24 protein-coding genes are annotated in these 23,774 nt (G+C 62.7%); 17 read left to right on the top strand and 7 right to left on the bottom strand.

Translation table 11 applies throughout. The features are described 5' to 3' along the window. Nucleotides 1-18: 18 nt before the first annotated feature. The 3 genes from ACLI1M_RS10380 to ACLI1M_RS10370 are packed head-to-tail and all read right to left on the bottom strand — an operon-like array spanning nt 19 to nt 4,714. Complete coding sequence (locus ACLI1M_RS10380) at nt 19-3,921, bottom strand: Pls/PosA family non-ribosomal peptide synthetase (protein ID WP_411706558.1); 3,903 nt, start codon at nt 3,919-3,921, stop codon at nt 19-21. Next, a complete protein-coding gene (locus ACLI1M_RS10375) occupies nt 3,922-4,380 on the bottom strand; it encodes a MarR family winged helix-turn-helix transcriptional regulator (protein WP_023019947.1) in 459 nt (152 codons plus the stop codon). Nucleotides 4,381-4,417: 37 nt separating this feature from the next. Beyond that, complete coding sequence (locus ACLI1M_RS10370) at nt 4,418-4,714, bottom strand: rhodanese-like domain-containing protein (RefSeq protein ID WP_023019946.1); 297 nt, start codon at nt 4,712-4,714, stop codon at nt 4,418-4,420. A gap of 415 nt (nt 4,715-5,129) precedes the next feature. On the opposite strand from ACLI1M_RS10370, the gene ACLI1M_RS10365 reads away from it, so the two are divergent. Further along, nucleotides 5,130-5,975 (top strand): hypothetical protein, encoded by an 846-nt coding sequence (locus ACLI1M_RS10365; protein WP_317001498.1) that lies wholly within the window; start codon nt 5,130-5,132, stop codon nt 5,973-5,975. 289 nt (nt 5,976-6,264) lie between these two features. Here the strand turns inward: ACLI1M_RS10365 and ACLI1M_RS10360 are convergent, their stop codons facing one another. Both ACLI1M_RS10360 and ACLI1M_RS10355 read right to left on the bottom strand, forming a co-directional pair. After that, nucleotides 6,265-6,921: a LuxR C-terminal-related transcriptional regulator gene (locus ACLI1M_RS10360; protein ID WP_023019944.1), complete on the bottom strand. Its 657-nt coding sequence runs from the start codon at nt 6,919-6,921 to the stop codon at nt 6,265-6,267. 3 nt (nt 6,922-6,924) lie between these two features. Next, nucleotides 6,925-7,617, bottom strand: a complete 693-nt coding sequence (locus ACLI1M_RS10355; RefSeq protein WP_239208089.1) for a sensor histidine kinase — start codon at nt 7,615-7,617, stop codon at nt 6,925-6,927. A 110-nt stretch (nt 7,618-7,727) separates the two neighbouring features. Between ACLI1M_RS10355 and ACLI1M_RS10350 the strand changes: the two genes are divergently transcribed. The 3 genes from ACLI1M_RS10350 (at nt 7,728) to ACLI1M_RS10340 (ending at nt 10,340) form a co-directional block, all read left to right on the top strand. Beyond that, nucleotides 7,728-8,414: an ABC transporter ATP-binding protein gene (locus ACLI1M_RS10350; RefSeq protein WP_023019942.1), complete on the top strand. Its 687-nt coding sequence runs from the start codon at nt 7,728-7,730 to the stop codon at nt 8,412-8,414. Beyond that, the gene (locus tag ACLI1M_RS10345; protein WP_023019941.1) at nt 8,411-9,811 is read left to right on the top strand and encodes an FtsX-like permease family protein; all 1,401 of its coding nucleotides are present in this window, start codon (nt 8,411-8,413) and stop codon (nt 9,809-9,811) included. Before ACLI1M_RS10350 ends, ACLI1M_RS10345 begins: the two co-directional genes overlap by 4 nt. A 163-nt stretch (nt 9,812-9,974) precedes the next feature. Beyond that, nucleotides 9,975-10,340 carry a S41 family peptidase gene (locus ACLI1M_RS10340; protein WP_023019940.1) on the top strand — a complete coding sequence of 122 codons (366 nt, stop codon included), beginning with the start codon at nt 9,975-9,977 and terminating at the stop codon, nt 10,338-10,340. A gap of 210 nt (nt 10,341-10,550) precedes the next feature. On the opposite strand, the gene ACLI1M_RS10335 is transcribed toward ACLI1M_RS10340, so the two are convergent. After that, nucleotides 10,551-11,039, bottom strand: a complete 489-nt coding sequence (locus ACLI1M_RS10335; protein ID WP_317001500.1) for an inorganic diphosphatase — start codon at nt 11,037-11,039, stop codon at nt 10,551-10,553. Nucleotides 11,040-11,106: 67 nt separating this feature from the next. Between ACLI1M_RS10335 and dacB the strand changes: the two genes are divergently transcribed. From dacB to ACLI1M_RS10270, 13 genes are read left to right on the top strand one after another with little or no spacing between them, the layout of a single operon-like run. Then, nucleotides 11,107-12,393, top strand: coding sequence for a D-alanyl-D-alanine carboxypeptidase/D-alanyl-D-alanine-endopeptidase (gene dacB, locus ACLI1M_RS10330; protein ID WP_239208087.1), 1,287 nt, complete (start codon nt 11,107-11,109; stop codon nt 12,391-12,393). After that, on the top strand, nt 12,383-13,333 hold the full coding sequence (gene tilS, locus ACLI1M_RS10325; RefSeq protein ID WP_317001502.1) for a tRNA lysidine(34) synthetase TilS: 951 nt from the start codon (nt 12,383-12,385) through the stop codon (nt 13,331-13,333). The genes dacB and tilS overlap by 11 nt, the downstream gene beginning before the upstream one ends. Before the next feature lie 12 nt (nt 13,334-13,345). Beyond that, nucleotides 13,346-13,933, top strand: a complete 588-nt coding sequence (hpt, locus tag ACLI1M_RS10320; protein WP_248100091.1) for a hypoxanthine phosphoribosyltransferase — start codon at nt 13,346-13,348, stop codon at nt 13,931-13,933. Nucleotides 13,934-13,945: 12 nt separating this feature from the next. Continuing rightward, nucleotides 13,946-16,303 carry an ATP-dependent zinc metalloprotease FtsH gene (gene ftsH / locus ACLI1M_RS10315; protein ID WP_023019935.1) on the top strand — a complete coding sequence of 786 codons (2,358 nt, stop codon included), beginning with the start codon at nt 13,946-13,948 and terminating at the stop codon, nt 16,301-16,303. Further along, the gene (folE, locus tag ACLI1M_RS10310; protein WP_023019934.1) at nt 16,303-16,896 is read left to right on the top strand and encodes a GTP cyclohydrolase I FolE; all 594 of its coding nucleotides are present in this window, start codon (nt 16,303-16,305) and stop codon (nt 16,894-16,896) included. Before ftsH ends, folE begins: the two co-directional genes overlap by 1 nt. Nucleotides 16,897-16,932: 36 nt before the next feature. Further along, nucleotides 16,933-17,895: a dihydropteroate synthase gene (gene folP, locus ACLI1M_RS10305; RefSeq protein ID WP_023019933.1), complete on the top strand. Its 963-nt coding sequence runs from the start codon at nt 16,933-16,935 to the stop codon at nt 17,893-17,895. 3 nt (nt 17,896-17,898) lie between these two features. Beyond that, on the top strand, nt 17,899-18,279 hold the full coding sequence (gene folB / locus ACLI1M_RS10300) for a dihydroneopterin aldolase (RefSeq protein ID WP_023019932.1): 381 nt from the start codon (nt 17,899-17,901) through the stop codon (nt 18,277-18,279). Continuing rightward, on the top strand, nt 18,279-18,764 hold the full coding sequence (folK, locus tag ACLI1M_RS10295) for a 2-amino-4-hydroxy-6-hydroxymethyldihydropteridine diphosphokinase (RefSeq protein WP_411706557.1): 486 nt from the start codon (nt 18,279-18,281) through the stop codon (nt 18,762-18,764). The genes folB and folK overlap by 1 nt, the downstream gene beginning before the upstream one ends. Continuing rightward, on the top strand, nt 18,761-19,234 hold the full coding sequence (locus tag ACLI1M_RS10290; RefSeq protein ID WP_248100099.1) for a DUF3180 domain-containing protein: 474 nt from the start codon (nt 18,761-18,763) through the stop codon (nt 19,232-19,234). The genes folK and ACLI1M_RS10290 overlap by 4 nt, the downstream gene beginning before the upstream one ends. A gap of 5 nt (nt 19,235-19,239) precedes the next feature. Beyond that, the gene (locus tag ACLI1M_RS10285) at nt 19,240-20,277 is read left to right on the top strand and encodes a cytochrome P450 (protein WP_248100101.1); all 1,038 of its coding nucleotides are present in this window, start codon (nt 19,240-19,242) and stop codon (nt 20,275-20,277) included. Next, nucleotides 20,278-20,952 (top strand): hypothetical protein, encoded by a 675-nt coding sequence (locus ACLI1M_RS10280; RefSeq protein WP_248100102.1) that lies wholly within the window; start codon nt 20,278-20,280, stop codon nt 20,950-20,952. It begins immediately after the preceding gene. Beyond that, complete coding sequence (locus ACLI1M_RS10275) at nt 20,949-21,851, top strand: pantoate--beta-alanine ligase (protein ID WP_408918579.1); 903 nt, start codon at nt 20,949-20,951, stop codon at nt 21,849-21,851. Before ACLI1M_RS10280 ends, ACLI1M_RS10275 begins: the two co-directional genes overlap by 4 nt. Beyond that, nucleotides 21,851-22,471, top strand: a complete 621-nt coding sequence (locus ACLI1M_RS10270) for a GNAT family N-acetyltransferase (protein ID WP_301732985.1) — start codon at nt 21,851-21,853, stop codon at nt 22,469-22,471. Before ACLI1M_RS10275 ends, ACLI1M_RS10270 begins: the two co-directional genes overlap by 1 nt. Here the strand turns inward: ACLI1M_RS10270 and ACLI1M_RS10265 are convergent. Further along, the gene (locus tag ACLI1M_RS10265; RefSeq protein WP_248100108.1) at nt 22,468-23,769 is read right to left on the bottom strand and encodes an aminopeptidase C; all 1,302 of its coding nucleotides are present in this window, start codon (nt 23,767-23,769) and stop codon (nt 22,468-22,470) included. The genes ACLI1M_RS10270 and ACLI1M_RS10265 overlap by 4 nt on opposite strands. Between the last annotated feature and the right edge of the window lie 5 nt (nt 23,770-23,774).

Genomic DNA, 23,774 nt, shown 5'->3' with positions numbered 1-23,774 from the left:
CAGATTATGGCCGGCGACCTATCGCTCCCACGGCTCGATGGGGTTGCCCTGCCATACGGCGTTGGTGGGCACGCGGTCACCGCGCATAACCAGCGAGCCGGGACCCACGGTGGATGCAGTGCCGATGAGCGAGGCAGGCAGCGCCACCGAGTGGGCGGCTAGGGTGGAGCCGTCCTGGATGGTGACGGTATCTAGGCTCATCACGCGGTCCTGGAAAAGGTGGGTTTGCACCACCGTGCCAGGGCCCACGGTGGCGGCCTCACCGACGCGGATGAGGTCCGTTTCCGGGAACCAGTAGGAATCGATCCACGCACCGCGGCCGATTTCCACGCCGAGGGCGCGCAGCCCCAGGTTGATCTCGCCGGAGCCGTAGGTGTGCTGGAAGAACCACGGCGCGGCGACGACCTCCACGAAGGTATCCTGCAGCTCATTGAGCCAGACAAAAGCGGACCACAGCGGGTGGTCAGCCGCGCGGTGCTTGCCCACGCAGATCCACTTCACCGCGACGGTGACGGCCATGGCCACCGCACCCATGCCCATGAGCACGAGGCCGGAGAGGAGCCAGGTCAGGGGGAAGCCGAGGGCGTCGAGAAGCAAGTCGTAGACGCTAAGGGTTGCCGCGAGCAACATGGCAGAAAACATCGGTGCCAAAAGGCGCATGGTTTCCACCACGCCGCGGGCGGCCTTGACGGCAAAGCCCGGGTTATAGGTCAGCGCCTCACCCGAGTTGGCGGGGGAGTCCACCTCTACGGTCACGCGGCGCATGCGCTCTGGCGGCGCACCCCACCAGTTGGCGCCGGCCTTCGTCTTCTTCGGGGTAGAAGAAAGAACGGCAACCAGCGAGTTCTTCGATAGTTTGCGGCCGGGTGCGGTGATGCCGGAGTTGCCCACGAAGGAGCGCTTACCCACCTTGGTCTCGCCGGTGCGCATCCAGCCGCCGCCGAGCTCGTAGCCGCCGATCATGGTGTCATCGGCCAGGAAGGCACCCTCTTTGACCTCGGTGAGCTTGGGGATCATGACCGCGGTGGAGATTTCCACGTTGGCGCCAATCTCCGCGCCGAGCGAGCGCAGCCAGGCTGGGGTCAGCTGGGAGGCATAGAGCGGAAAGAGCTTGGTGCGGGCCTCGTCCATGAGGCGCTCGATGGCCCACAGGCGCCAGCCCGTGGCCGAGCGCACGGGTGCCACGCCCGGGCTAATGCCCAGCGAGAGAATGCGCACGCCCAGCCAGGTCTGCAGCATATAGGTGGCAAAGGCCGCCAGCGCGCCGACGGGCGCGAAGAAGACCGCACCGATGAAGCTATCGCCACCCGTGGAATGCACAAGGGCGAGGACGATGGCCGCGCCTATCGCCAGCGCCACGACCGGCTGGATGGCGAGGAGGACGGAGGTGGCGTCATAGATAGCCACCCACCACGGCCGGCGCTTTGGCGTATGGGACGGGAAGCGGTGCTTGGAGCGGCCCACCTTCTGGGCAGGCGAGCCGGACCAGCGTTGGCCGTCCTTGATCTTCTTGCGGCCGGTAACGGTGGAACCGGCCTCCACGTGGGCATACTTGCGCACCACGGTGCCAGGCAACAGCGTGGAGCGCGCGCCCACGCGAGCGCCTTCCTTGACGTCGATGGCGCCCACATGCAAGATATCGCCGTCCAGCCAATAACCGGAAAGATCCACTTCGGGCTCGATGGCGGCGTGCTTGCCCAGCGTGAGCAGGCCGGTCACCGGCGGCAGGGAGTGTAGGTCCACGCCGCGCTTGACCTTGACGCCAAGCGTGCGGGCGTAGTTATTCACGCGCGTGGCACCGGCCAGGGAGCTCGCGCCGGAGGCATTAGCCCAGCGCTCGGCCGCCCAGATGCGCAGGTGCGTCGACCCGCCGCGCGGGTAATCGCCCGGCTTAATGCCGGCCGTAATAAGACGCGCGCCGTAGCCGCCAATGGGGATGCGGCCGACGGGGGTGACAAAGACGATGAGCAGGGCAATGACCAGCCACCACGGATAGGCCGCGGCCCACTCAAAGCCCAGTGATGCCGCCACGGTAGAACCCAACATGAGCCAGGCCAGCCAGCTGGAGGCGGCCAGTGTCATGACGGGGATCTGAATCAGGGTCTGGGCGAGGCGGGTGCCGAAGCCGACCTTGGTGACCTCGCGCATGGGGACGTCAGCAGCAGCGGGGCGCGGTTCGGCTCCCGCAATGAGCTCGGCCAGCGAGCCCAAGCGTGGGTGGTCGTAGAGGTCGCGCACGGCCACGGTGGGGTAGCGCTCCCTGATATGACCCACGAGGGTCGCGGCCGCGAGCGAGGTGCCGCCGAGAGAGAAGAAATCGGCGTTCTCGTCCTCCACGGATACGCCGAGCGTTTCTACCCACAGCTCCGCGAGCCACTTCTCGGTCTCGGTCAGCGTGGTCGATTCCACGCCCACTCCAGGCAGCGGCCACGGCAGGGCCTTCTTATCCACCTTGCCGGAGGTACGCACCGGCAGCTCTTCCATCACGCAGATGCGCGGGACGAGCGCGGCCGGCATGGTATCGGCCAGGCGAGCGTGCGCGGCCTCGTGATCGAAGCCCTTGGCCTCATCCTCGAGGGAGACATAGCCCACCAGAACGGACTCGCCGCCGGGAGTCTTTTGCACGGCCACGGCCGAGTTGTAGACGTTATCTAGCGCCGCAACATTAGCTTCGACCTCGCCGAGCTCGATGCGGCGCCCGCCAATCTTTACTTGGTCATCCACGCGGCCGACGAAGTACAGCCCGTCTTCTTCCAGGCGAACGTGGTCACCGGTGCGATAGGCGCGCTGCCAGCCCATGGACTCCAGCGGTGCGTATTTTTCCGCGTCCTTGGCCGGATCCAGATAGGACGCCAGTCCCACGCCGCCGATTACCAGCTCGCCGACGCCGCCCATTTCCACGGGCATGCCCTGCTTATCGACGACCACCAGGTCCCAACCGTTAAGCGGCAATCCAATGGACACCGGCCGGCCCGGCAGCATCTGCTGCGCACAGGCGACGACGGTGGCCTCGGTGGGGCCGTAGGTATTCCACATCTCGCGGTCCTCGGTGGCCAAACGGTCCACCAATTCTTGCGAGCAGGCCTCGCCGCCGACGATGAGTAGGCGGATATTGTCGAGAGCCTCGGCCGGCCAGAGGCCCGCCAGGGTGGGCACGGTGGACACGACGGTGATGTCGCGGCGGATGAGCCATGGGCCCAAATCCATGCCGGAACGCACCAGAGACCGCGGTGCTGGGACCAGGCAGCCGCCGTGGCCCCAGGCCAGCCACATCTCCTCGCAGGAGGCATCGAAGGCGACGGACAAGCCGGCGAGCACGCGATCCTCAGGACCTAAGGGCCCGTGCGGGTGGTTGACCAAAAAGAGGCTCGCTTCCGCGTCCACGAAGGCGGCCGCGGAACGATGGCTGACGGCCACGCCTTTAGGCTTGCCGGTCGAACCTGAGGTGAAGATGATCCACGCGGTGTCCTCTGGGCGCGGAGCATTCGTCTCCTCGGCAGGGGCGTCCGGGCGCGCGGAGTCCCGCAGGAAGCGGAATCCGTCGTCCGTGAAAACGCCATCGATATCGGCTTCGCCGAAAACCATCTCGGCGCGCTCGTCAGGGTCATCGGCGTCGACAGGCACATAGGCTGCGCCTGCCGCCAAGGTCGCCAAAATGGCGAGGTAGAGCTCGCGTTTGCCGGAGGTCATCCTAATGCCGATGCGATCGCCGCGGCGCACGCCATTGGCGTGCAGCTCGGCAGCCCATGCCTCGACCTCGTGGATGAGCTCGGAATAGGTGATGATTTCGCCGTCATCAAGCGCGGCGGCATCGGGGTTCATTTCCGCGGTGGTGGTAATGATGTCCCACAGCGTGCGCGGCCGCGGTGCCGCGCTTCCTAGAAGGTACTGCTGTGGGACGAGCGATTCGGGACCCGCCATTTATGCCTCTTCTTCGTCCGCGGCAATGATGGACTTAGCCAACTTTCGCAGATGCTTGAGCTGCTTATTGGTGGACTCATCCAATGCCTCGTCCTCGGCGGTAGCGACCAGCACCGCCAGGTCCTTGTGGGCCTTTGTGCCCTTTTTGGTGGAAGCGACGATCTGGCGGCGGCGATCCTTTGGGTCGCGTTCGCGCTTTGCCCAGCCGCGGTCCTCGAGGGCGTCGATAAGACGCACCATGTCAGAGGCGTCAATGGCCAGGGTTTCGGACAGATAAGACTGCGACGCGGCATCCGCGTCGACCAGACAGGTAAGGACCCAGTACTCGCGCAGCGTTGTCTGCTTGGTCTGCAAAGCAGCCTCTACGCCATCGCGGGTGCGGCGGCGGAGGCGCTCCAATTGGAACGACGGGGACTCGAGCAGGGTCGTTGGGATTACAGAATTATTCGTGGAAGCCATACCATCATCATAATCCCAAAAGATTGGTTAAGGCCAATTAATCCGTTTCGATGGGAAGCCCAGAAGCCTTCCACTTATCCGTGCCGCCATCCACATTGATGGTGTCCCAGCCCAGCGCATGTTCTAGATACTGGCAGACCTGCATGCTGCGACCGCCTGCGTGGCAGATTACGTAGATATCCTTATCTGGGTCGATTTCCTGGATGCGACCCGTAATCTCGCTCATCGGGATGTGGGTCGCGCCCTTCGCGCGCTCCACTGCCCACTCATCATTCTCGCGGACATCAATGAGCTGAGCGCCTTCTGGTACTTCGGTTGGTTGAACGTTTTTCATGCCTCATACCCTAGTCACGCATAGGTCCTTATGCTGCTCCGCGTGCCGCGTCCGAGAAGAGCCGTGAGGAACTAGGGACGGCGACAACATGCGAGCTCGGCCCGTTGCGTCAATTGTCTGTTCCAGCAGCTTTAGCTCTTGTCTCGCCAGATTTGTAGCCCAAACAGTTATCTGCTTCGGCGTTTAACCCCTTGTAGTCGAGGCTTAGAGTATGCCTTGGTCCAAATCCTTGGCATCCGCGGCGGATGTGCGCAGGGCATGAATTTCCAGCGGCAACTGAGATGAATTCAGGCGAACCCGTCTTGGTTGTGATTAGAGTGGCGTACAGCCCACGGTACGGCTTTCTGTTCATGGCGAGAGTGGGGCTTCTCCGCCACGCTTTCAACGCTCATCTGAATTGAAAGGGAAATTTTTGATGCAAAGTCTGGCAGAGATGCGGACAGAGCTTCGACAAGGCACGCTTGAAATCGATGGCATAACCATTGAAAGCGATATCGAGGTGAGCTTGGAGCCTCACACCGAATATATTGTCAACCTCGAATTTGAAGTTCGCCAAGGAACGGCTCCCACTGCAATGAGGCTTAGGACCTTTAGCGCTGAGTTCGTGCTCTTTGATAATGAGACAGAAAACAGCATTCGTCTTACCGATGGCGTTAGCAATAGCGCAGGCTTTCGTCTGCGAACCGGACAAAAGTCAGACTGGCTCAGTGTCTTTAACGAATACCTCCATAGTTACATGGAAGGAGTCGAACCTGGATACGAATGCATGACTGGTGATTCAGGAATTGTTATCACTGAGAGGGAAGGCGACACCATTCACTTTGCCTGCAACAACCGCAGTCCACGGGAGCAGCTAGCTTTTGAGGACGTCACCGGGACGCTGACACTTAGAAAAGTTGGTTCAGCGGAAGAGCATTCCATCGCTCCTGTAGAGGATGGATCGCCAATTCAACAATATTGCTTCATCGACAGCGGCGATGAAGCAATCGATGAAAAGAAGCTCGTTGATATTGCTACTGCGCTTTCGGGCAAGACCTCCCCGAGAAGCGAAGCGGTCACCACCTTAATTGACAGGCTTGAAGGGCTTAACTACACCATCATGTCTTCCGCAGGCAATGCTGTCACCATCGAAGTGGACATCTCGGATGAGGACACCACCGAATTCGCTATGGTCGATGAGGCTCGACTGTGGAATCTCAACCTAGTGAAGGTTAAAACTCGCACCTTGCTGAATCAGAGCACAAACCGGCCAGAAAGTTAGGCCACACCTGCCCGGAATAAAAATGTGAAGGACCGCGTGATTCGTCGTGTTGAAGAACGGGTTCTGGCGGAGAGCACGCAGGTGCAAGCCGCGGATCTGGCTGTGGCACTTAAATCGTCGGTTCGTGTGAGGAGTCGATGTCGTTTTCTGTAAATAGCGTCGGAAATTGGGGGGTTCGCGCTCTATTTACCGTGAGCGTCGTGCGGGCTGCCCGCGGCGATTCTTGTGTGGCGCATCGGGTCAAAGTGACACACACGGCGCTGGCCCCGCGGAGGCCTGCGTGCGCGTTTTAACGGTGCGCGGAGAGGTACTCCAGAATCGCCTTGACGCGGCGGTTGTCCTCGCTGGGGTCTAAGCGAAGCTTGGTGAAGATGTTGGAGACATGCTTGGCCACCGCGGCGGCGGATAAAACGAGCTCGGCGGCGATGTCCTTGTTGGACTTGCCGCGGGACATTAATTCGAGAACCTCGCGCTCGCGCGGGGTGAGCTCGCCCAAGCCGCTGCGTCCGGAGCTCATGAGAGCTTGAGCCACGGTGGGGTCGATGACGGTGCCGCCCTGGGCCACCACGTCCAGGCTGGCCAGGAAGTCGCGCACCTCGGAGACACGGTCCTTCAAAAGGTAGCCGGTGCCGGCCTCGGGGGAGTCGAAGAGCTCCACCGCATAGGCCGGGGCCACGTATTGGGAGAGCACCATGACAGGCAGGCCCGGGTAGGCGTTTCTCAAATTCACGGCGGCTTTCAAACCATCGTCGCCCATGCCCGGCGGCATGCGTACGTCCGTGATGACGATGTCTGGCAGGTCGTCGCGCAGTTTATCCACCACAGCCTCGAGCGAAGGGGCAGAGGAAGCCTGGTCCACTACAGAGTGCCCGCGGCGCTCCAACAGGCCGGCCAGGCCCTCGCGCAGAATGGCGGAGTCATCCGCTACCACAATCCTTAAGCTCATCTTTTACACTCCTGGCTGTCCGCGATCGAGAAGAAGGGGAATGGACCCGGCCACCCGGGTCGGGCCGCCAGGCGGTGAGGACAAAGACATTTCTCCGCCGAAGGCAGCAAGACGCTCGGCCATCCCCGCCAGGCCGCGCCCGGGGACGACCTGTGCGCCGCCGGGGCCCTCATCCACCACGGTGATGCGCAGCGAATCGTCCGAGGTCACCAGCACCGAAACCGGCGCGCCCGGCGCATGCTTGGCCGCATTCGTCAAAGCTTCCGTGCCGAAGAAATAGCCGCAGGCCAGCACGGAGGCGGAGAGCTCAGGCAGAGAATGCGGGGCAAAGACGCTGACGTGGGGGCCGTGGGAGGAGGCGGCGTCGGCAAGCGCGGCGACCAGGCCGTGATCCTGCAGCACCTGTGGGTGAATACCGTGCACCGTGGCGCGCAGGGAATTCAGGCCGCGGTCCACGTCCTGCTTTGCGGCGGTGAGGAGCTCGGTGAGGCCAGCGGGGGCGTCGAGAAGAGCCTCGCCCAACTTCATGCTCGCGGCCACGAGGTATTGCTGCGCGCCGTCGTGCAGGTCGCGCTCGATGCGGGCGCGCTCGACCTCGTAGGCGTCCGCGATGGCGCGGCGCGAGGCCGTGAGCTGCGCAATCTGCTGCGCCTGCTGCTGCTCGTGCGTGGTGGGTTGGGGATTCTTTCGGAACACGGTTCACAGCATATCGGGTGTCCCGAACTACAGGGGTAGTGCTGGCACTACCTTAAAGAGCAACGCTAGGGCTGTTCTTTCCGCGGGCCCGGCACGGTGAAATGAGAGACATGGCACAGATACTTTCCCTGACAGACATCACCAAGGACTTCGGCGGCGGCCCGGTGCTCGCCGGAATTTCCCTCGACATTGAACCGGGCGAGCTCGTGGCTGTCATGGGGCCGTCTGGCTCCGGCAAGTCCACGCTGCTGCACTGCATGTCCGGCGTGCTCACCCCCACGCACGGTAGCGTGCGCTACGGGGACGAGGAGCTCTCCGCGCTTTCCGACACCCCCCGCTCCCGCACCCGCCTGCGCAACTTCGGCTTCGTCTTCCAGGATGGTCAGCTGCTGCCGGAGCTCAGCAACGTGGATAACGTGGCGCTGCCGGCCATGCTTAACGGTATGGGGCGGGGTGCGGCCCGCAGGCGCGCGATGGAGCTTCTTGATCAGCTGGGCCTGGGTGGCCTGGCGGACCGCCGCCCGGCGCAGGTCTCCGGTGGCCAGGCTCAGCGCGTGACCATTGCGCGTGCGCTAGTGGCGAACCCAGGCGTTGTCTTCGCCGACGAGCCGACCGGTGCGCTGGATCAGTCCACCGGCCACGAGGTCATGCAGATGCTCACCACCATCGTGCGCCAGGCCGGGGCGAGCCTGGTCATGGTCACGCACGACCCGAAGGTGGCCGATTGGATGCAGCGCCGCGTGGAGATTCGCGATGGCATCATTCACGACGACCGCCGCCTGGGGGTGATTCGATGAACACCGCCACCTTGGTCTATGACCTGCAGCGCGAATCCATTCGCGCGCGCTCGGGCACGGGCATCGTCTCTCTATTGGCGATTGTGAGCCTGACCATCGGTTCCGCCATCGCCTTTTTGGTTGCGGGCGGCACCTGGATGTTTTGGGAGCGCGCCCAGCACGTCGAGGACGCCGCGCCCGCCCTCAAGGAGGCCTTTGGCAACGAGATGGAGGCCTTCCTCTATCCCTGGTTCGCCCTGGCTCTCTTTTCCTGCGCGTTCATCCTTCCCGCGCTGTTTAACCTCACCTCCCAGGCCGCCGTCCTGGGTGCGTCCGGAAGGGAGCAGCGCCTAGCCACCCTGCGCCTGCTGGGCTTAAGCTCCCGCCAGGTGGAGCGCATGGCAATTGTGGAAACCGGCCTCCAGGCGGTGATCGGCATCGTGCTCGGCGGGTTGATTAGCCTACTCGTCGCACCGGTCTTTACCCAGCTGGACTTCCAAATGCGGCCCATTGACCTGACAGAGATTCTGCTGCCCTGGTGGGGATATATAGCCGTGGCCGGCGTGCTCTTCCTCCTGGCCATCGGCGCGGCACTGTACGGCATGCGCCGCGTGCGGGTGAGCCCGCTGGGCGTGGCCAAACGCCAGATGCCCGCGGCCTACCGCTGGTGGCGCGCCATCGTCTTCCTCATCATCGTGGCAGTCGGCGGCGTGTTCCTCACGGGCAAGGCGGGCCCGCCCACCGCGATGGTCATCGTGGTCATGTTTGGCATGCTGATGAGCATCAACCTCATCGCGCCTTTCATCCTGCAGTTGGGCGCGCACGTCTTCTCCCTCTTCCCCGGAACCGCGCACTTCGTGGCCTGCCAGCGCGTGGCGGGCAATGCCCGCCCGGCATGGCGGCGCAGCGCTGCCATCGGCTTCTTCGGCTACCTGGCCGGCTTCCTCGTTGCCGCGCCCCTGGGCTCCGATGCCTTGGCCTCGGTGCTCGAAGAAGATCCCGGAATGAACGTGGTGTTCAAGGACATCTCCACTGGCGTTGTACTAACCCTCGTTTTCGGCTTCACGTTGACCACCATGTCCATCATCCTGGGTCAGGTTTCCGGCATCTTCGAGGACAAGGAGCTCATCCGCTCTCTGGATTTGATGGGCGTGCCGCGCGGCTTCCAGTTCCGCTCCGGGGCGCTGACCGTCATGGGGCCGGTCGTGGCCTTGAGCTCCTTCGGTTTTCTCTTCGGCGGCGGAATTGCTTCGCTGATGTTCTTCTCCAACGTCGAGCAAAGCGACGTCGATGTGAGCGCTCGCCTGCTTATGGCCTTCGGCTTCCTGGCGGTGGGCTGGGTGGTCACGCTTCTTGCCATTGTCCTTGTTGAACCGTTGCGCGGCTACGTGCTGCGCACAGGAGGTCGAAAAGAATGAAAAAAGAATGAAAACTGTACTGAAAATTCTTGGCGGACTCTTCAGCGTTGCCTTTATCGCGGTGTTCGCCGCCGTGTACTTCCTCGGCCCCTCCTATGGCGGGGCGCTGCTGGACTAGCCCTATTTTCTTTTCAACGCCAGCGAAAAACACATCAACACCGCGGTGGTGGATACCGCAGCGTATACCGGAATCTATGGCGAGAGTGAAGAATTTCAGCGCGCCCGCGAGGCTTTGAAAGAGGACCCGACCAACGCGGAGCTCCTCGATGCCGCCATCGACGCCGCCTCCTCCGCCGAAGCCATCCTCCTGACCTTCCGCGGCCTGGACAACGTGCGCACCTTCGGCGAGCCGACCGCCGGCTACGCCTCCGCCAACGTGGTGCTGGATTACCCGGACGGCCGCTCGCTCATGCTCACTACTGCCAAGGACAAGGCGTGCACAGGTGAGGAGTTCGTCGAGGACCCCATCGCTCCTGATGCTCCGGAATCTGAGCTCGACGGCTGGCTTGCCTCCCATTGTGGCTTCTAAGGCGCGGTTTTCGTCCACAGGTGCCTTTAACGTTCACGGCAAATAACGCCCCGAAACACGCTATTTTTCGCCACTATGTACCGTGAACGACAGTGATTAGTCGGAAAACGCGAAAGGTACGCTTCGGCGCGCGGTGGGAAACCTCTTCGGTCCCCACCGTCTGCGGAAACGTACCTTCACAGTGCCGCCGTTAGCGTGCGGCAGAAGCGCTTACTTGAAGCGAGCCTTAGCCTCTTCGAGGATCTTCTCTGCCTCGTCCTTGTCGCCCCAGCCGGAGCCAGTGACTTCCTTGTTCGGCTCCAGGTCCTTGTAGTGGACGAAGAAGTGCTCGATTTCGTCCTTGATGTGCTGCTCCACATCGTTGATGTCCTGGTAGCGCTCCCAGCGCGGGTCATCGATGACGGCGAGCAGCTTGTCGTCGCCGCCGGCCTCGTCGGTCATCTTGAAGACGCCGACGATGCGGGCCTCAACGACTACGCCCGGGAAGACCGGCTCCGGCAGGATGACCAGGGCGTCGAGCGGGTCGCCGTCCTCGCCCAGGGTGTGGTCGATGAAGCCATAGTCAGCCGGGTAAGCCATCGGGGTGAACAGGTAACGGTCGAGGTAGACCTTGCCGGAATCGTGGTCAACCTCGTACTTGTTGCGGGAGCCCTTCGGGATTTCAATGGTTACTTCAACGCTCACAGCGATGTCCTCCATGGGGGATTGGGTATCAATTACTGCCCATAGTCTAGCGCGTTGCGGATTCGCGCTAGGGTTAAAGGCAATGAAAGCAAAGCATGTTTGGTGGTCAGCGACCGCGCTCGTGGTAGCGGCAGCGGTCGGAGGTACGGCTGCGCTGGGCGTTACCCTCCAGCGCGAATACGGCGATCTCTCGCACGGGGAGGCGCAGGCGGTCGAGGCTCCTGAGGAGCCGTTGAGCGCAGCAGAGCCGGGAGAGGCAGACCTGGATGCGCTGAGCGCGAAGCTGGATGAGCTCGCCAAGAATAAGGACCTTGCCACTTTTGGCGGCGAGGTGATCGATACCGAAACCGGTGACGTGGTGTGGCAGCGCGACGCGGATAAGCGGCTTACCCCGGCCTCGTCTACGAAGGTCCTTACCACTGCGGCGGCGACGTTGGCGCTGGATGAGAATGAGAAAATCACCACCAAGGTCTACCGTGGGTCGAACGAAAAGAACGTGGTCATTAAAGCCGCGGGCGATGTGTGGATGACGCACGAACAGCTCGATGATTTGGCCGAGCAGATTTCGAAGAACGTCGAGCAGGTCGATGGCGTCTACGTCGATACCTCAGTGTGGTCCGGCGAGGCGCAGGCCCCAGGCTGGGATCCGGAAAACGTGGACGGCGGCTTCGTCGCGCCGATGGAACCGGCCATGCTCTACGGTGGTCGCTTGGGCGCGACGACGGGGGACGTGCCGAGGAGTCATGAGCCGGCTTTGGACGTCGCTAAGCAGCTAGGCGATCGCCTCGGCGCGGGCAAGGTAGGCATGGGCTCTGTGGCGGAGAACGCGCAGGAGGTGGCGAGCGTGGATTCGCCGCCGTTAGCGGACCGCGCCCGAGAAATGGTGCGCCATTCCGATAACGTCATGGCCGAAGCCATTGCGCGTGAGCTGGCGATGTCCCGTGGCAAGGAAGCCAGCTTTGAAGGCGATACGCAGGCCACGCTCGAGGTGCTGCGGGAGCAAGGATTCGACGTCGAGGGTGTCGACATTAAGGACAATTCCGGGCTCTCGGTGGATAATCGGCTCACGGCCGGGCTGCTGACGCAACTTATTAATGGCGCGGTCAAGGATCCGCGCCTGCGCCCGCTGGTGTCCTACCTTCCGGTAGCCGGCGGCGATGGCACGCTGTACGAGCGCTACGGCGATTCCGCGGCCAAGGGTTACGTGCGAGCTAAGACCGGCACGCTGACTGGGGTCTCGGCCTTGGCCGGCACCGCGCAGGGTGATTCCGGGCGCGTATATGCCTTTGCCTTCCTGGTGAATGACGGCGATATTTTGGCCGCCCGCAAGGCCCAAGACGCGTTGGCTTCTGCTCTGCATGAGTTCTAATAAGCCCTTTTGGCCGCGGGTTTCGCCGCACTTTCTGGCGTGTCGGCGCGGCGTGCGCGCCGCTGGCCTTGACCACGCAGTGGCGGTGGGGCTGTCCGGAGGCGCGGATTCGCTGGCTCTCCTGGCGGCGCTGGTGGCGGAGGGGCACGAGGTGCTCGCGCTGTGCGTGGACCACGGGTTGCAGGACGGATCGCGGGCGCAGGCCGAGCGCGCGGCCGACCAGGCGCGAACGCTAGGCGCGCGGGCGCAGGTGCTTAGCGTTGAGGCGGACGCTGCGGCGGGGGCGGAGTCGATGGAGGCGGCCGCGCGGGCGGCGCGGTATCGGGCACTGGCCGCCGCGTGCGCGGACGAAGGATTAGAGGTTGCCGTGGCGCATACGGCCGATGACCAGGCGGAAACGCTTTTGCTCGGCGCGCTGCGCGGACGGGTGGCCGGCATGAGTGAGCGCAGCGAGGTGGAAGGCGCCCGCGTGGTGCGGCCGCTGTTGAACGTGCGCCGCGCCGATACCGAGGGCGCCTGCGCGGAATTGGGGCTTTCGGTGTGGCAGGACCCGCAGAATGCGGACACGAATTTTCGCCGCGTGGCGCTGCGCCGCGAGGTAATCCCGCAGTTGAGCCGCATCATCGGCGGGGATGCGGTGCCAGCGCTGGCGCAAGCGGCACGTGACGCCGCGCTTGACGATGCCGCTCTCTACACCCCACCCACCACGGACTGCGCGGAGCTGGCGGCATTGGCAGAACCGCGGCGTCGGCGAGCGATCGCGGCGTGGCTAGTCAGCGAAGGGGTAGAGGTGACCCGGAGGGGAGTGGGGGACGTCGCTAAGCTGTGTACCCACTGGCGCGGGCAAGGGCCGGTGGCTGTGCGATCGGCGCGGCAGGTGGGGCAGAGGTTGGAAGTAGCCCGTATAGGTGGCAAACTGGCACTGTTGTCTGGTCATTAAAGGAGCCCACTCGTGCACGACAAGAAAGACTTCGCCGTTCCCGCAAACCGCTACGGTGAGGATGTAGAAGCAATCCTCATTGGAGAAGAGGAACTGCAAAACCGCGTCCAAGAACTCGCGGATATGGTCTCTGAAAAGTATGCCGACGCTGAGCAAGACCTGCTTTTGGTCTGCGTGCTCAAGGGCGCGGCCTTCTTCCTTACGGATTTCGCGCGCAAGCTATCTATCCCCTCTGAGTTGGAGTTTATGGCCGTGTCCTCCTATGGCGCCTCCACTTCTTCTTCCGGTGTGGTGCGCATTTTGAAGGACCTGGACCGCGATATTGCGGGGCGCAACGTGCTTATTGTGGAAGACATTATTGATTCCGGCCTTACCCTGTCATGGCTTATTCGGAACCTGAAGGGGCGAAACCCAGCCTCGCTTGATGTGGTCACGCTGCTGCGTAAGCCGGAGGTAGTAAAGGCCGATATCGACCTTTTGGATGTGGGCTTTGATATCCCTAATGAATTCGTCATCGGCTACGGGCTAGATTATGCGGAACGCTACCGCGATCTGCCCTACGTGGGCACCCTTCACCCTGATGTCTACACCACCGACTAAAATCGCGCAGTAATGAAAAATAACAAGATTATTCGCTACGGCGGGATTGCGGCACTTATCCTTATCGCGCTGTACGCTTTTACCTTCTTTAGCAACGATGCCCGCGGCTACGTGCAAGCGGATACCTCCGTTGCACTGACCCAGCTTAAAGACAAAAACGTCGATGAGGTGGAAATTGATGACCGCGAGCAGCGCCTGCGCATCAAGCTCAAGGACGAAATCACGGTAGACGAGCGCGAAGGCGTGAAGGAGATTGTGGCCAAGTACCCGGCCCGCGCCTCCGAGCAGGTCTTTAACTCTGTCAAGGATTCTGGTGCCCAGAAGTACCAGACCAATGTCACGCAGGAATCCTTCTTGGGCTCCATGCTCAGCATGCTGCTGCCGATGATCATCCTCTTCGGTGTGCTCTTCTGGCTCATGTCCCGCATGCAGCAGGGTGCAGGCGGCATGTTTGGTATCGGCGGGTCCAAGGCTAAGGAACTGACCAAGGATATGCCGACCAATACTTTTGAGGACGTGGCCGGCGCGGACGAAGCCGTGGACGAGCTGCAAGAGATCAAGGACTTCTTGGATGACCCCACCCGCTACCACGACCTAGGCGCCAAGATCCCGCGCGGCGTGCTGCTTTATGGCCCTCCGGGTACCGGTAAGACCTTGCTGGCCCGCGCCGTGGCTGGCGAGGCCGGCGTGCCGTTTTATTCCATCTCCGGTTCTGACTTTGTGGAGATGTTCGTCGGCGTGGGTGCCTCCCGCGTGCGCGACCTGTTCAAGCAGGCGAAGGAAAATAGCCCCTGCATCATCTTCGTGGACGAGATTGACGCCGTGGGCCGCCAGCGCGGTTCCGGCACCGGCGGCGGCCACGATGAGCGCGAGCAGACCCTCAACCAGCTCCTGGTAGAAATGGACGGCTTTGGTGACCGTGAAGGCGTAATCCTCATCGCCGCCACCAACCGCCCGGACATCCTCGATCCGGCGCTGCTGCGCCCAGGCCGCTTCGACCGCCAGATTCCGGTCACCAACCCGGACTTGGCCGGCCGCGAGCAGATCCTGCGCGTGCACGCGAAGAATAAGCCGCTGGCAGAAGAGGTTGACGTAGCGCAGCTGGCCAAGCGCACTGCCGGCATGTCCGGTGCGGACCTGGCCAACGTACTCAACGAGGCCGCTTTGCTTACCGCCCGCATCGGCGGCAACGTCATTACCTATGACGCTTTGGAAGAGGCCACCGACCGCGTCGTGGGCGGCCCGCGCCGCCAGGGCAAGATCATCTCCGAGCACGAGAAGAAAGTCACCGCTTACCACGAGGGCGGACACACGCTTTCCGCGTGGGCACTCAAGGATATTGAGCGCGTGTACAAGGTCACCATCTTGGCCCGCGGTCGCACCGGCGGCCACGCCATGACTTCGCAGGAAGATGACAAGGGCATGTACACCCGCGATGAGCTTTTCTCCCGCCTGGTCTTTGCCATGGGCGGTCGCGCGGCCGAGGAACTGGTCTTCGGTGCGCCGACGACCGGTGCGTCCTCCGATATCGAAAACGCCACCAAGATCGCTCGTTCCATGCTCACCGAGTACGGTTTCTCGCCGGAGCTCGGCACCGTGAAGTACGGCAAGGAGCAGGGCGATCCCTTTAGCCAGATGGGTGGCGGCGGCTCCATCGAGTACTCCGATGAGGTTGCTTCCAAGATCGATGAGCAGATGCGCTACTTGCTCGAGCGCGCGCACGAGCAGGCCTATGACATCCTGCGCAATAACCGCTACTACCTGGATAAGCTGGCAGAGGCCTTGCTGGAGAAGGAAACCCTGCGCCGCCCCGACCTGGAGCGAATCTTCGATGGCATCGAGCCACGCGAAGCCTTCGACGTTTTCCCAGGCGAGGATGATCGCTTCCCCCGCCAGATTGGTTATGCGCCGGTCAAGACCCCGGTCGAGCTGGCTAAGGAGCGCGGCGAGGAGCTGCCTAAGCGCATGACGCTTCTCGATGCCTCCAGGGCCGCCCGTGAGCGCCGCCTCGCCGGTGAAGAACCGAAGGGTGAAGTGGGCTTCAACTTTGGCCAGCACGCTGGCGATTACGTCGATCCGGACACCGCCCGCGAGTTGGGAAGCACCCCAACAAACCAGGGCAAGGAGTCCACAGACACCAAACGAGCTGGCGCACAGCCTGATCGGCCGGCTCAGCCTTCCGAACCCGCTGAGCGTCCGACGGCACGCCCTGCCGCACGCCCCGCTACGGGCGGCGGTAAGCATCACAAGCCGGATGCCGGCGCGGATGCTGAGGCTGAGACCAGCCAGTGGTTTAGCCCTGGCTGGGACGAGAAGGATCGCCGCAAGAATCCCTATGCGCGCGAGGACGACAAGCAAGAAGATAACTAATGCCTGATAATCACATTCCCGCCCGTGCCCCCTTCGACCAGGACCGGGCGGAGGCGGCGGTACGCGAGTTGCTCCTTGCAGTGGGGGAGGACCCCGACCGCGAGGGTTTGCGCGAAACCCCGGCCCGTGTGGCCCGCGCCTACCGCGAGGTCTTTGCCGGCCTGCACGAAGACCCAACCGAGGTCTTGCACAAGACCTTCGCCGAGGACCACCAAGAACTGGTCCTGGTGCGCGATATCCCTATCTATTCCACCTGCGAGCACCACTTGGTGCCGTTCTACGGCGTGGCGCACATTGGTTATATCCCAGGTAAAGACGGCCACGTCACCGGCTTGAGCAAGCTTGCCCGCCTAGCGGATATGTACGCCAAGCGCCCCCAGGTCCAAGAGCGCCTGACCCAGCAGGTCGCGGATGCCCTGGTGGAGGTCCTTGGCGCGCAGTCCGTCATCGTGGTCATCGAGTGCGAGCATTTGTGCATGGCCATGCGCGGCATCCGCAAGCCCGGTGCGACGACAACCACCTCCGCGGTGCGCGGAGGCTTCAAAAATAATGCCGCCTCTCGTGCAGAGGTACTCAGCCTGATTCGTAGCTAAATTCGGTTCACCATTAAAAGCCTTAAGGAGCACGCCATGCAGCAGGCAACCTCGGTTTCGGATCTGACCCGGAGCAATCGCACTCTGGTGATGGGCATCGTCAACGTTACGGAGGATTCCTTTTCCGATGGCGGCCGGTGGTTGGACTTTGATGCCGCCATTAATCACGCCCGCGAGCTCGTGGCGCAGGGTGCTGACATGATTGACGTCGGCGGCGAATCCACCCGCCCGGGCGCGGTCCGCGTGGAGGCGGACGTCGAGGAGCGCCGCGTGGTGCCCGTCATTCAGGCCTTGAGCAAGCTCGGCATCCGCACCTCCGTGGATACGATGCGCGCCTCGGTGGCACGTGCGGCGACAGCGGCCGGCGTGGACATGATTAATGATGTCTCTGGTGGCCTGGCGGATCCTGAGATGTATCGCGCGATGGCCGAGGCCGGCGTGCCCGTGTGCCTCATGCACTGGCGTACGCTGCAGGAGGGCGCATTCGGCTCCGCGGCCGGCAGCGCGGATCACGGCGGCGATGTGGTGCGCGATGTGCGAGAAACCCTAGAACGCCTGGCGAATAACGCGCTAGACGCCGGCGTGCGCCGCGATAATATCGTGCTCGATCCGGGCTTGGGCTTTGCCAAAACCCCGCAGGATAATTGGGCGTTGCTCAAGGCCCTGCCGGAGTTCCTCGGCGGCGAATTTCCCCTCCTGGTAGGAGCATCCCGTAAACGCTTCCTGGCCGCCATTCGGGAGGATCGCGGCGTGGAGTCCAGCCCGCTGCTGGCCGATCCCGCTACCGCGGCCGTAACCGCCATTTCCGCCCAGATGGGGGCGTGGGGTGTGCGCGTGCATGAGGTTGCTGTCTCCCGCGACGCCGTGGATGTGGCGGCCGCTTGGAACGCCGGCAATGACTACACAGGCGGGGTCAACGCCAGCGGCAGCTATAGCAATGGCGCTGATGGCAATGGAACTATGAAGTCCACGGCTCTATCACGTAAACCTGAGGAGTAAATCATGGCAGACCGCATTGAACTCACCGGCCTGGAATGCTTTGGCTACCACGGCGTCTTTGAGGAAGAAAAGCGTACCGGCCAGCCTTTCATCGTGGACATCACCTGCTGGTCCGATTTCGCCGAGGCCGCCGCTACCGATGATCTGACCAAGACCATCAATTACGCCGAGCTTGCCGACGTCGCTGCAAACATCATCGAAGGCCCCGCCCGCGACCTCATCGAGACCGTCGCTAGCGAGGTGGCCGATACCATCATGGCTACCTTCGAGGGCCTGCACGCCGTCGAGGTCACGCTTCATAAGCCGAAGGCACCGATTCCGCGCACTTTTGCCGATGTCGTCGTGGTCGCCCGCCGCTCCCGCAAGCACGCGAGGACGCTCTAATGCGCGCGGTGCTATCCATCGGATCCAATATGGATGACCGCGTGAAGCTATTGCGCACGGTATTCGACGAATTCGCCGGCGACATTGTTGCCGCCTCGCCGGTCTATGCCACCCCGCCGTGGGGAGTAACGGACCAGGATGAATTCCTCAATGCCGTGCTCATTGTGGATGTGGACGAGTCACCCAAGGAACTGCTGCGCCGCGGGCAGAAGCTCGAGGAGGCCGCGGAGCGGGTGCGGGTGCGTCACTGGGGCCCGCGCACGTTAGACGTAGACATCGTGGACATCGAGGGATACACCTCCGATGACCCGGAGCTCACCGTCCCGCATCCTTATGCCCACGAGCGCGCCTTCGTGCTGATTCCCTGGTTGGCGGCCGATGGTGGTGCTAGGTTGAGTGGGGAGGGCGTCGCCAAGCGGGTAGCAGCACTCGACCCGCAGGAGCGCGCCGATATTCGCCGGCTGGGCATGATGGAGGAGCTATGACACGGACCTCGTTGGGTGTCCTCATTGGCACCGGGGTCTTTTTCGCCGCCGCGGCGGCCATCCTCACCACGCGCTTTTATGGCTCCATGCTGCAAATCCCGGTAACGGTCTCGGCCACGCTGTGGCTTATGGCCGTTATCTGCCTGGCGCTGACCTGGAAGGTGGACCAAGCCACCGAGGACGAGCATGGCATTGGCCTGGATAATTCGCAGCTCAACCCCATGACCATCACGCAGTTCATGCTGGTAGGAAAGGCCTCGGCATGGACGGGTTCCATCGTGGGTGGCATTTATGCCGGAATTGCTGTCTACGTCATTCCCAACGCAGGTACGCTAACCGCGGCCTCCGATGACCTCGTAGGGGTCATTGCCTCCGCGCTCGGCGGCCTCGCGATGGCCGCCGCTGGCCTGCGGCTAGAGCGACACTGCGAGACCCCGCCCCCACCAGATGGGGTACAAGCGGTACATTAGTGAGCATGACTGAGCCGCGCTCTTCTTCTAGCAAAACTCCCGCCAAGACGACCAAGCCGGATCTGGGCCAGACCGGGCTCATCGTCCTCGTGGTGCTGGCCGTTGTAGCCAGCATCGTCATGCTGATTTCCGGCTCTGCCGCAGCCCTTAAGATTGCGCTCATCGCCGCTTTGTGGGCCGCTGTGCTTGGCTTCTTCTTGGTGATGCGCTACCGCCGCCAGGCCGAGGAGTCCGTGACCAAGCTAGAGCTGCAGGAGCGCGCTCACCGCGCCGAGCTCAAGCAAGCCCGCGCCGCCGATGGCCAGCCGCTGCCGGATCAGGAACTGCTGGATGAGATCCGCACCGAGCTGGCTTCCATCCGCAAGCAGATCGAGGATCTTTCCGGCCAGAACTTCACCTATGAACCGGCCGCTCTGCACGCCGAGGCGCGCCGCATCATGCAGCTCGAGGCCCAGACCGCGGCTGCTGCTCGCCCTGGTTCTGAGGAGGGCAATGTGGACTTCACCCAGTCTTCCTCCGGCGCCCCGTCCGCCGATGCCATCGCCGGCCGCTTGGGCAACCAGCCTTCCGCGGCTCATGCCGAGTCCAACCCGCTTAATGACATCATCAGCGAAAAGACCCGTGCGCAGCGCAACTCCGGCAAGACTTCTGGTGCCTCTACCTTCAATACTGGTGGATTCCAGGCCGTGCGCTGGGATTCCGGCGGCGATGATTCCCTGAAGAATACCCGCACGTCCGCGGCCAGCGAGCACCATGGCAGCCACCGCAAGCCAGAGGCTGCCACCAAGGCTAATGATGAGACCCAGGACATCCCGCAGCAGCCGGCACCACAGCGCGATGAGCGTGCTGAGTACCCAGGCTCCGGCCAGCACGTAGCCCCAGAAAAGTCCGAGCCGGTGCGCCAGAAGGCGGGCCGCGCGCATCACCGCGCGGCCGCCGAAGAGCCTGATTCCCGCGGCCGCCGCCGCAGCGACGATAAGCGCGAGGGCGCGGTCTCCGTGGCCGAGCTGCTGGCCCAGGCGAAGAATAAGAAGGATAAATAAATGCGCCCGCCACGCATGCGGGTAGCCCTTTTTGGTCGGAGCTTGGCCGGGTTTACCTTGGCCAATGCCATGGAACGCGTCGGCCATGAGGTGCAGATGCTCTCGGACCCGGCCGAGCTTTCTTCCTTCGAAACTCTCATTATCGCCGTGGGCGATTCCCGCTTGGAAGCTACCGTGGAGTTGCTTGAGCCACACGTACATCGCGGATTAATCGTTTTCCACACCTGCCTTTCGCGCGGTGTCCAAGTGCTAGATCCGCTAGAAACCCGCGGGTGTGTCGTTGCGGCACTCGCCCCATTTGCACATATGCGCTGGGCCGTGACCACCCTGGACGAGCTGGGTGAGACTGTAGTGGAGCTCAATATCACCGAGTTCCGCGGCGAAGCCGTCGCGCTTTCCGATGCCGAACGTCCTCCCTTTGCCGCCCGCGCCTACTACGCCGAGATGCTGCGTCGCTTGCACATCTCTGCGGCGGTCGATGCTCGTTTCTTCCCCTCTGCAGAGGAAAAGCCCATGGTGGGTGAGGACATGGACACCGAAGAAATTATCGCCGCCTACCGCGGCGCCACCGACCCCGGACTGCGGCGCAGCTACGTGGAAGTTGCCCGCCGCCTAGGAGAGGTGGACGGCCGCGAAGAGTTAGAAATGTGGGCCCTACAAGAGGAGAGCCGATGAGCCTAGAGCTGGGAAACGCTACCGTCATCAACGACATTGAGCGCATCCGCATGGTCGGTAGTGCTTTTCACAAGACTGGCCGCCCAGTCGCCTTCGTACCGCTAACTACCGGCGTACACGCCGGCCATATCGCGCTGGTGCGCGCGGCCAAGCACATCCGCGGCGCGGTTACCGTCGTGGCTCTGCAGTCCCCGCACGAGGAGGACCTTGAGCTTCTGCGCGCCGAGGGCGTGGACATCGTGTGGGATTACTCGCCAGAAATCTTGTGGCCGCATGGTCGCCGCATCGCCGTGGCTCCGGTCGACGCCGCGACCGCCCTCGAGCCGGACCTTAGCGAGGACCTCTCGCTATACCTTGCGCTCATCCTGACGCTTTCGCCTACCGACGTCCTCCTCGGCGAAAAGGACTACGAGCTCCTCCTCGCCATCCACCACGCGGTCCAAGACTTCCACTTAGGCGTGCGCGTGCAGGGCGTGCCCGCCGTACGCATGCCCGATGGCGTGGTGATGAGCCTGCGCAATACCAACGTCCCGGCCGAATCCCGTGACCAAGCTGCGGCCCTATCCGCCGCGCTGACCGCCGGCGCGCATGCCGCCGAAGCCGGTACGCAGAAGGTCCGCGAGGTGGCCGCGGAAGTCCTGCGCGCAGCAGGCGTTGAGCCGGACTACCTCGAGGTGCGCGGTCGCGACCTCGGCACGCCTCCCGAGGAGGGTGATGCCCGCTTGCTCGTCGCCGCGACAATCGGTGGCGTCCGCCTCATCGATAATGTGGGCCTGCCGCTGGGCATCGGCTTTAATAATATTGAAGAGCACGAAGCCAAGGCCGAGCTCGAGCGCGAGCAACAACGCGCGCTACAGCGCGCACAAGATGCCGCTTCCCAACAGCTATCGGAGGACTAATGACCGATATCCAGATCCGCGACTTAGACCCGCGCGATGAACCCCAGGCCATTTCCTTTGCCATTGAAGGCATGCATCTGCACTGGTTTGTGAAAAATCCTCGCTTCGAGCGCGCCTATGGCCGCTATTTTTGGGATTTAGAGCGCGCCAAGGCCACCGATATCCTGGCCGCTTATGATGGTGACCGCTTTCTCGGTGTACTTTTAGCCTCCATGAAAGGCAAGCCTGCGTTGCCGTATCCATGGTGGCGCAAGGCTTATGTCCATGCGGTGGAAATCTTCAATAACCTACGCCCCGGCGGACACCGCGATGACTATGATGCTGCCAATAAGGACATGCTGCTCAAGTACCTAGGCGAGCATCCCATTGATGGCGAGATTGGCTTCCTCGTCGCCGACCCTAACTCCGGCGTGAGCGGCGTGGGAACGGCACTGCTTGAGGCCTTCGAATCCCGCCATTCCGGGAAGAATATCTACCTGTTTACCGATGATGGCTGTACGTACCAGTTCTATGACAGCCGGGGCTTTAGCCAGGTGGGCGAGCGCACCATCGCGGTCAACGAGGACCGCGACTTGGTATGCATGCTCTATGTGCGCCGCTTGGGCGCACCGCAGGCCTAGCGCGCCAGCGCTCCCATCGGGTCCCAGGCCGGCAGGGTGGTCACGGACTCGGACTGCAGCGCCGCTTGGTACTGCTCCGGCAGGCGGGAGGGGTGCACGGCAATTTCGAAGACAAACTCATCGAACCAGTCATCCGCCATGGTCCAAAAGCCCTTATCGGCCTTCTTTGGGCCCCAGGAATTCTCCACGCGCCAGCTTTGTACTGCGCCGCCTTCGGCGATATCGGCGCCGGTAAACACCATCGCGTGGGTCATCATGGACTCGTGCAGGCGCAAACGCTGTGCCTTGTCCAGATCCATCTCCACGCCGTAGAAGGCCTCATAATCGTGCAGCTGCTTGGCCCACACGCCGTGCTCATCATCGGATTGCTGGTCAGTATCGCAGCCGAACCACACCGGCTGGCCATCGTTGATGGAGTCACGCGCGGCATCGCGCAGCACCTCCACCGGCGCGTTCAGATAGGTTACGCGCTCGCCGGCCACATTGCCCAGGTATTCCACGGTGTAGAGCTTCCCGTAGGCATTGCGGGGATCATTGACCACGCACACGTACTCACTGAGGTCTGCGGGCAGGTATTCCTTGGCAAACTCCTGCGGGGTAAAGGTGCCCGCGCGGTGGAACTCATCATCCTTATCGCGATATTGCCAGACAAAGTCCTCCGGCGGCAGGCCCAGGTTGGCGGTGAGGATACGGTAGACGTCGGCAAGCGCCTGCTTGTGCGCGCCCTCTTCGCCGCTGCGGATCCGGTGCGCGGCGCGGCGCAGCACGGTCTGCAGGTTACGGTTCAACATCGCCGTGGCCTCCGAAGAAGCGGTTTCCGGCATGGCGTACTGCGGTACTACACCGTATTTTTCCACCAGTGCGACAAACATGGACCACTGTCCGCCGTCATCGATCGGATCATCCATGAGCTTGGTTACGGTGCGGTCCGTAATATCGCGGTCCTTCAGCTCAGCCATGGCGCTAAGGAACCAATTGGCCTTCTCGAGCTTGTCAAAGAAGTAAATATAGGTCTGGGAAAGCTCAAAATCTTTAAGCTTGGCCTTGTCCATCAGCCCACCGCGCAGGGAATTCAGGCCGGCAAAAATCCAGCAGCGGCCCGAAGCCTTCTGGTCGGCCACGCCCCAGGAATCTAGCTTATGGCTGGTCACCCGGTTAAGGGTGTGCAGTACCTCGCGGTCGAGGCTGAGCTTATCGACGCCTTCCTGAGCCACCCCATTGCGTACCAAGCGCAGCGTGGCATCACTGGCGAGCTCAGCATTGGCGGCATGAACCTCGTTCGGGTTAATCTCGGTCATTTCTC

This window comes from Corynebacterium sp. LaCa54 (assembly GCF_046717495.1).
In the GTDB taxonomy this organism is placed as follows: Bacteria; Actinomycetota; Actinomycetes; order Mycobacteriales; family Mycobacteriaceae; genus Corynebacterium; species Corynebacterium kefirresidentii.
Note: the sequence above shows the minus strand (reverse complement) of the source record. Positions and strands in the feature narration are given on the sequence as shown.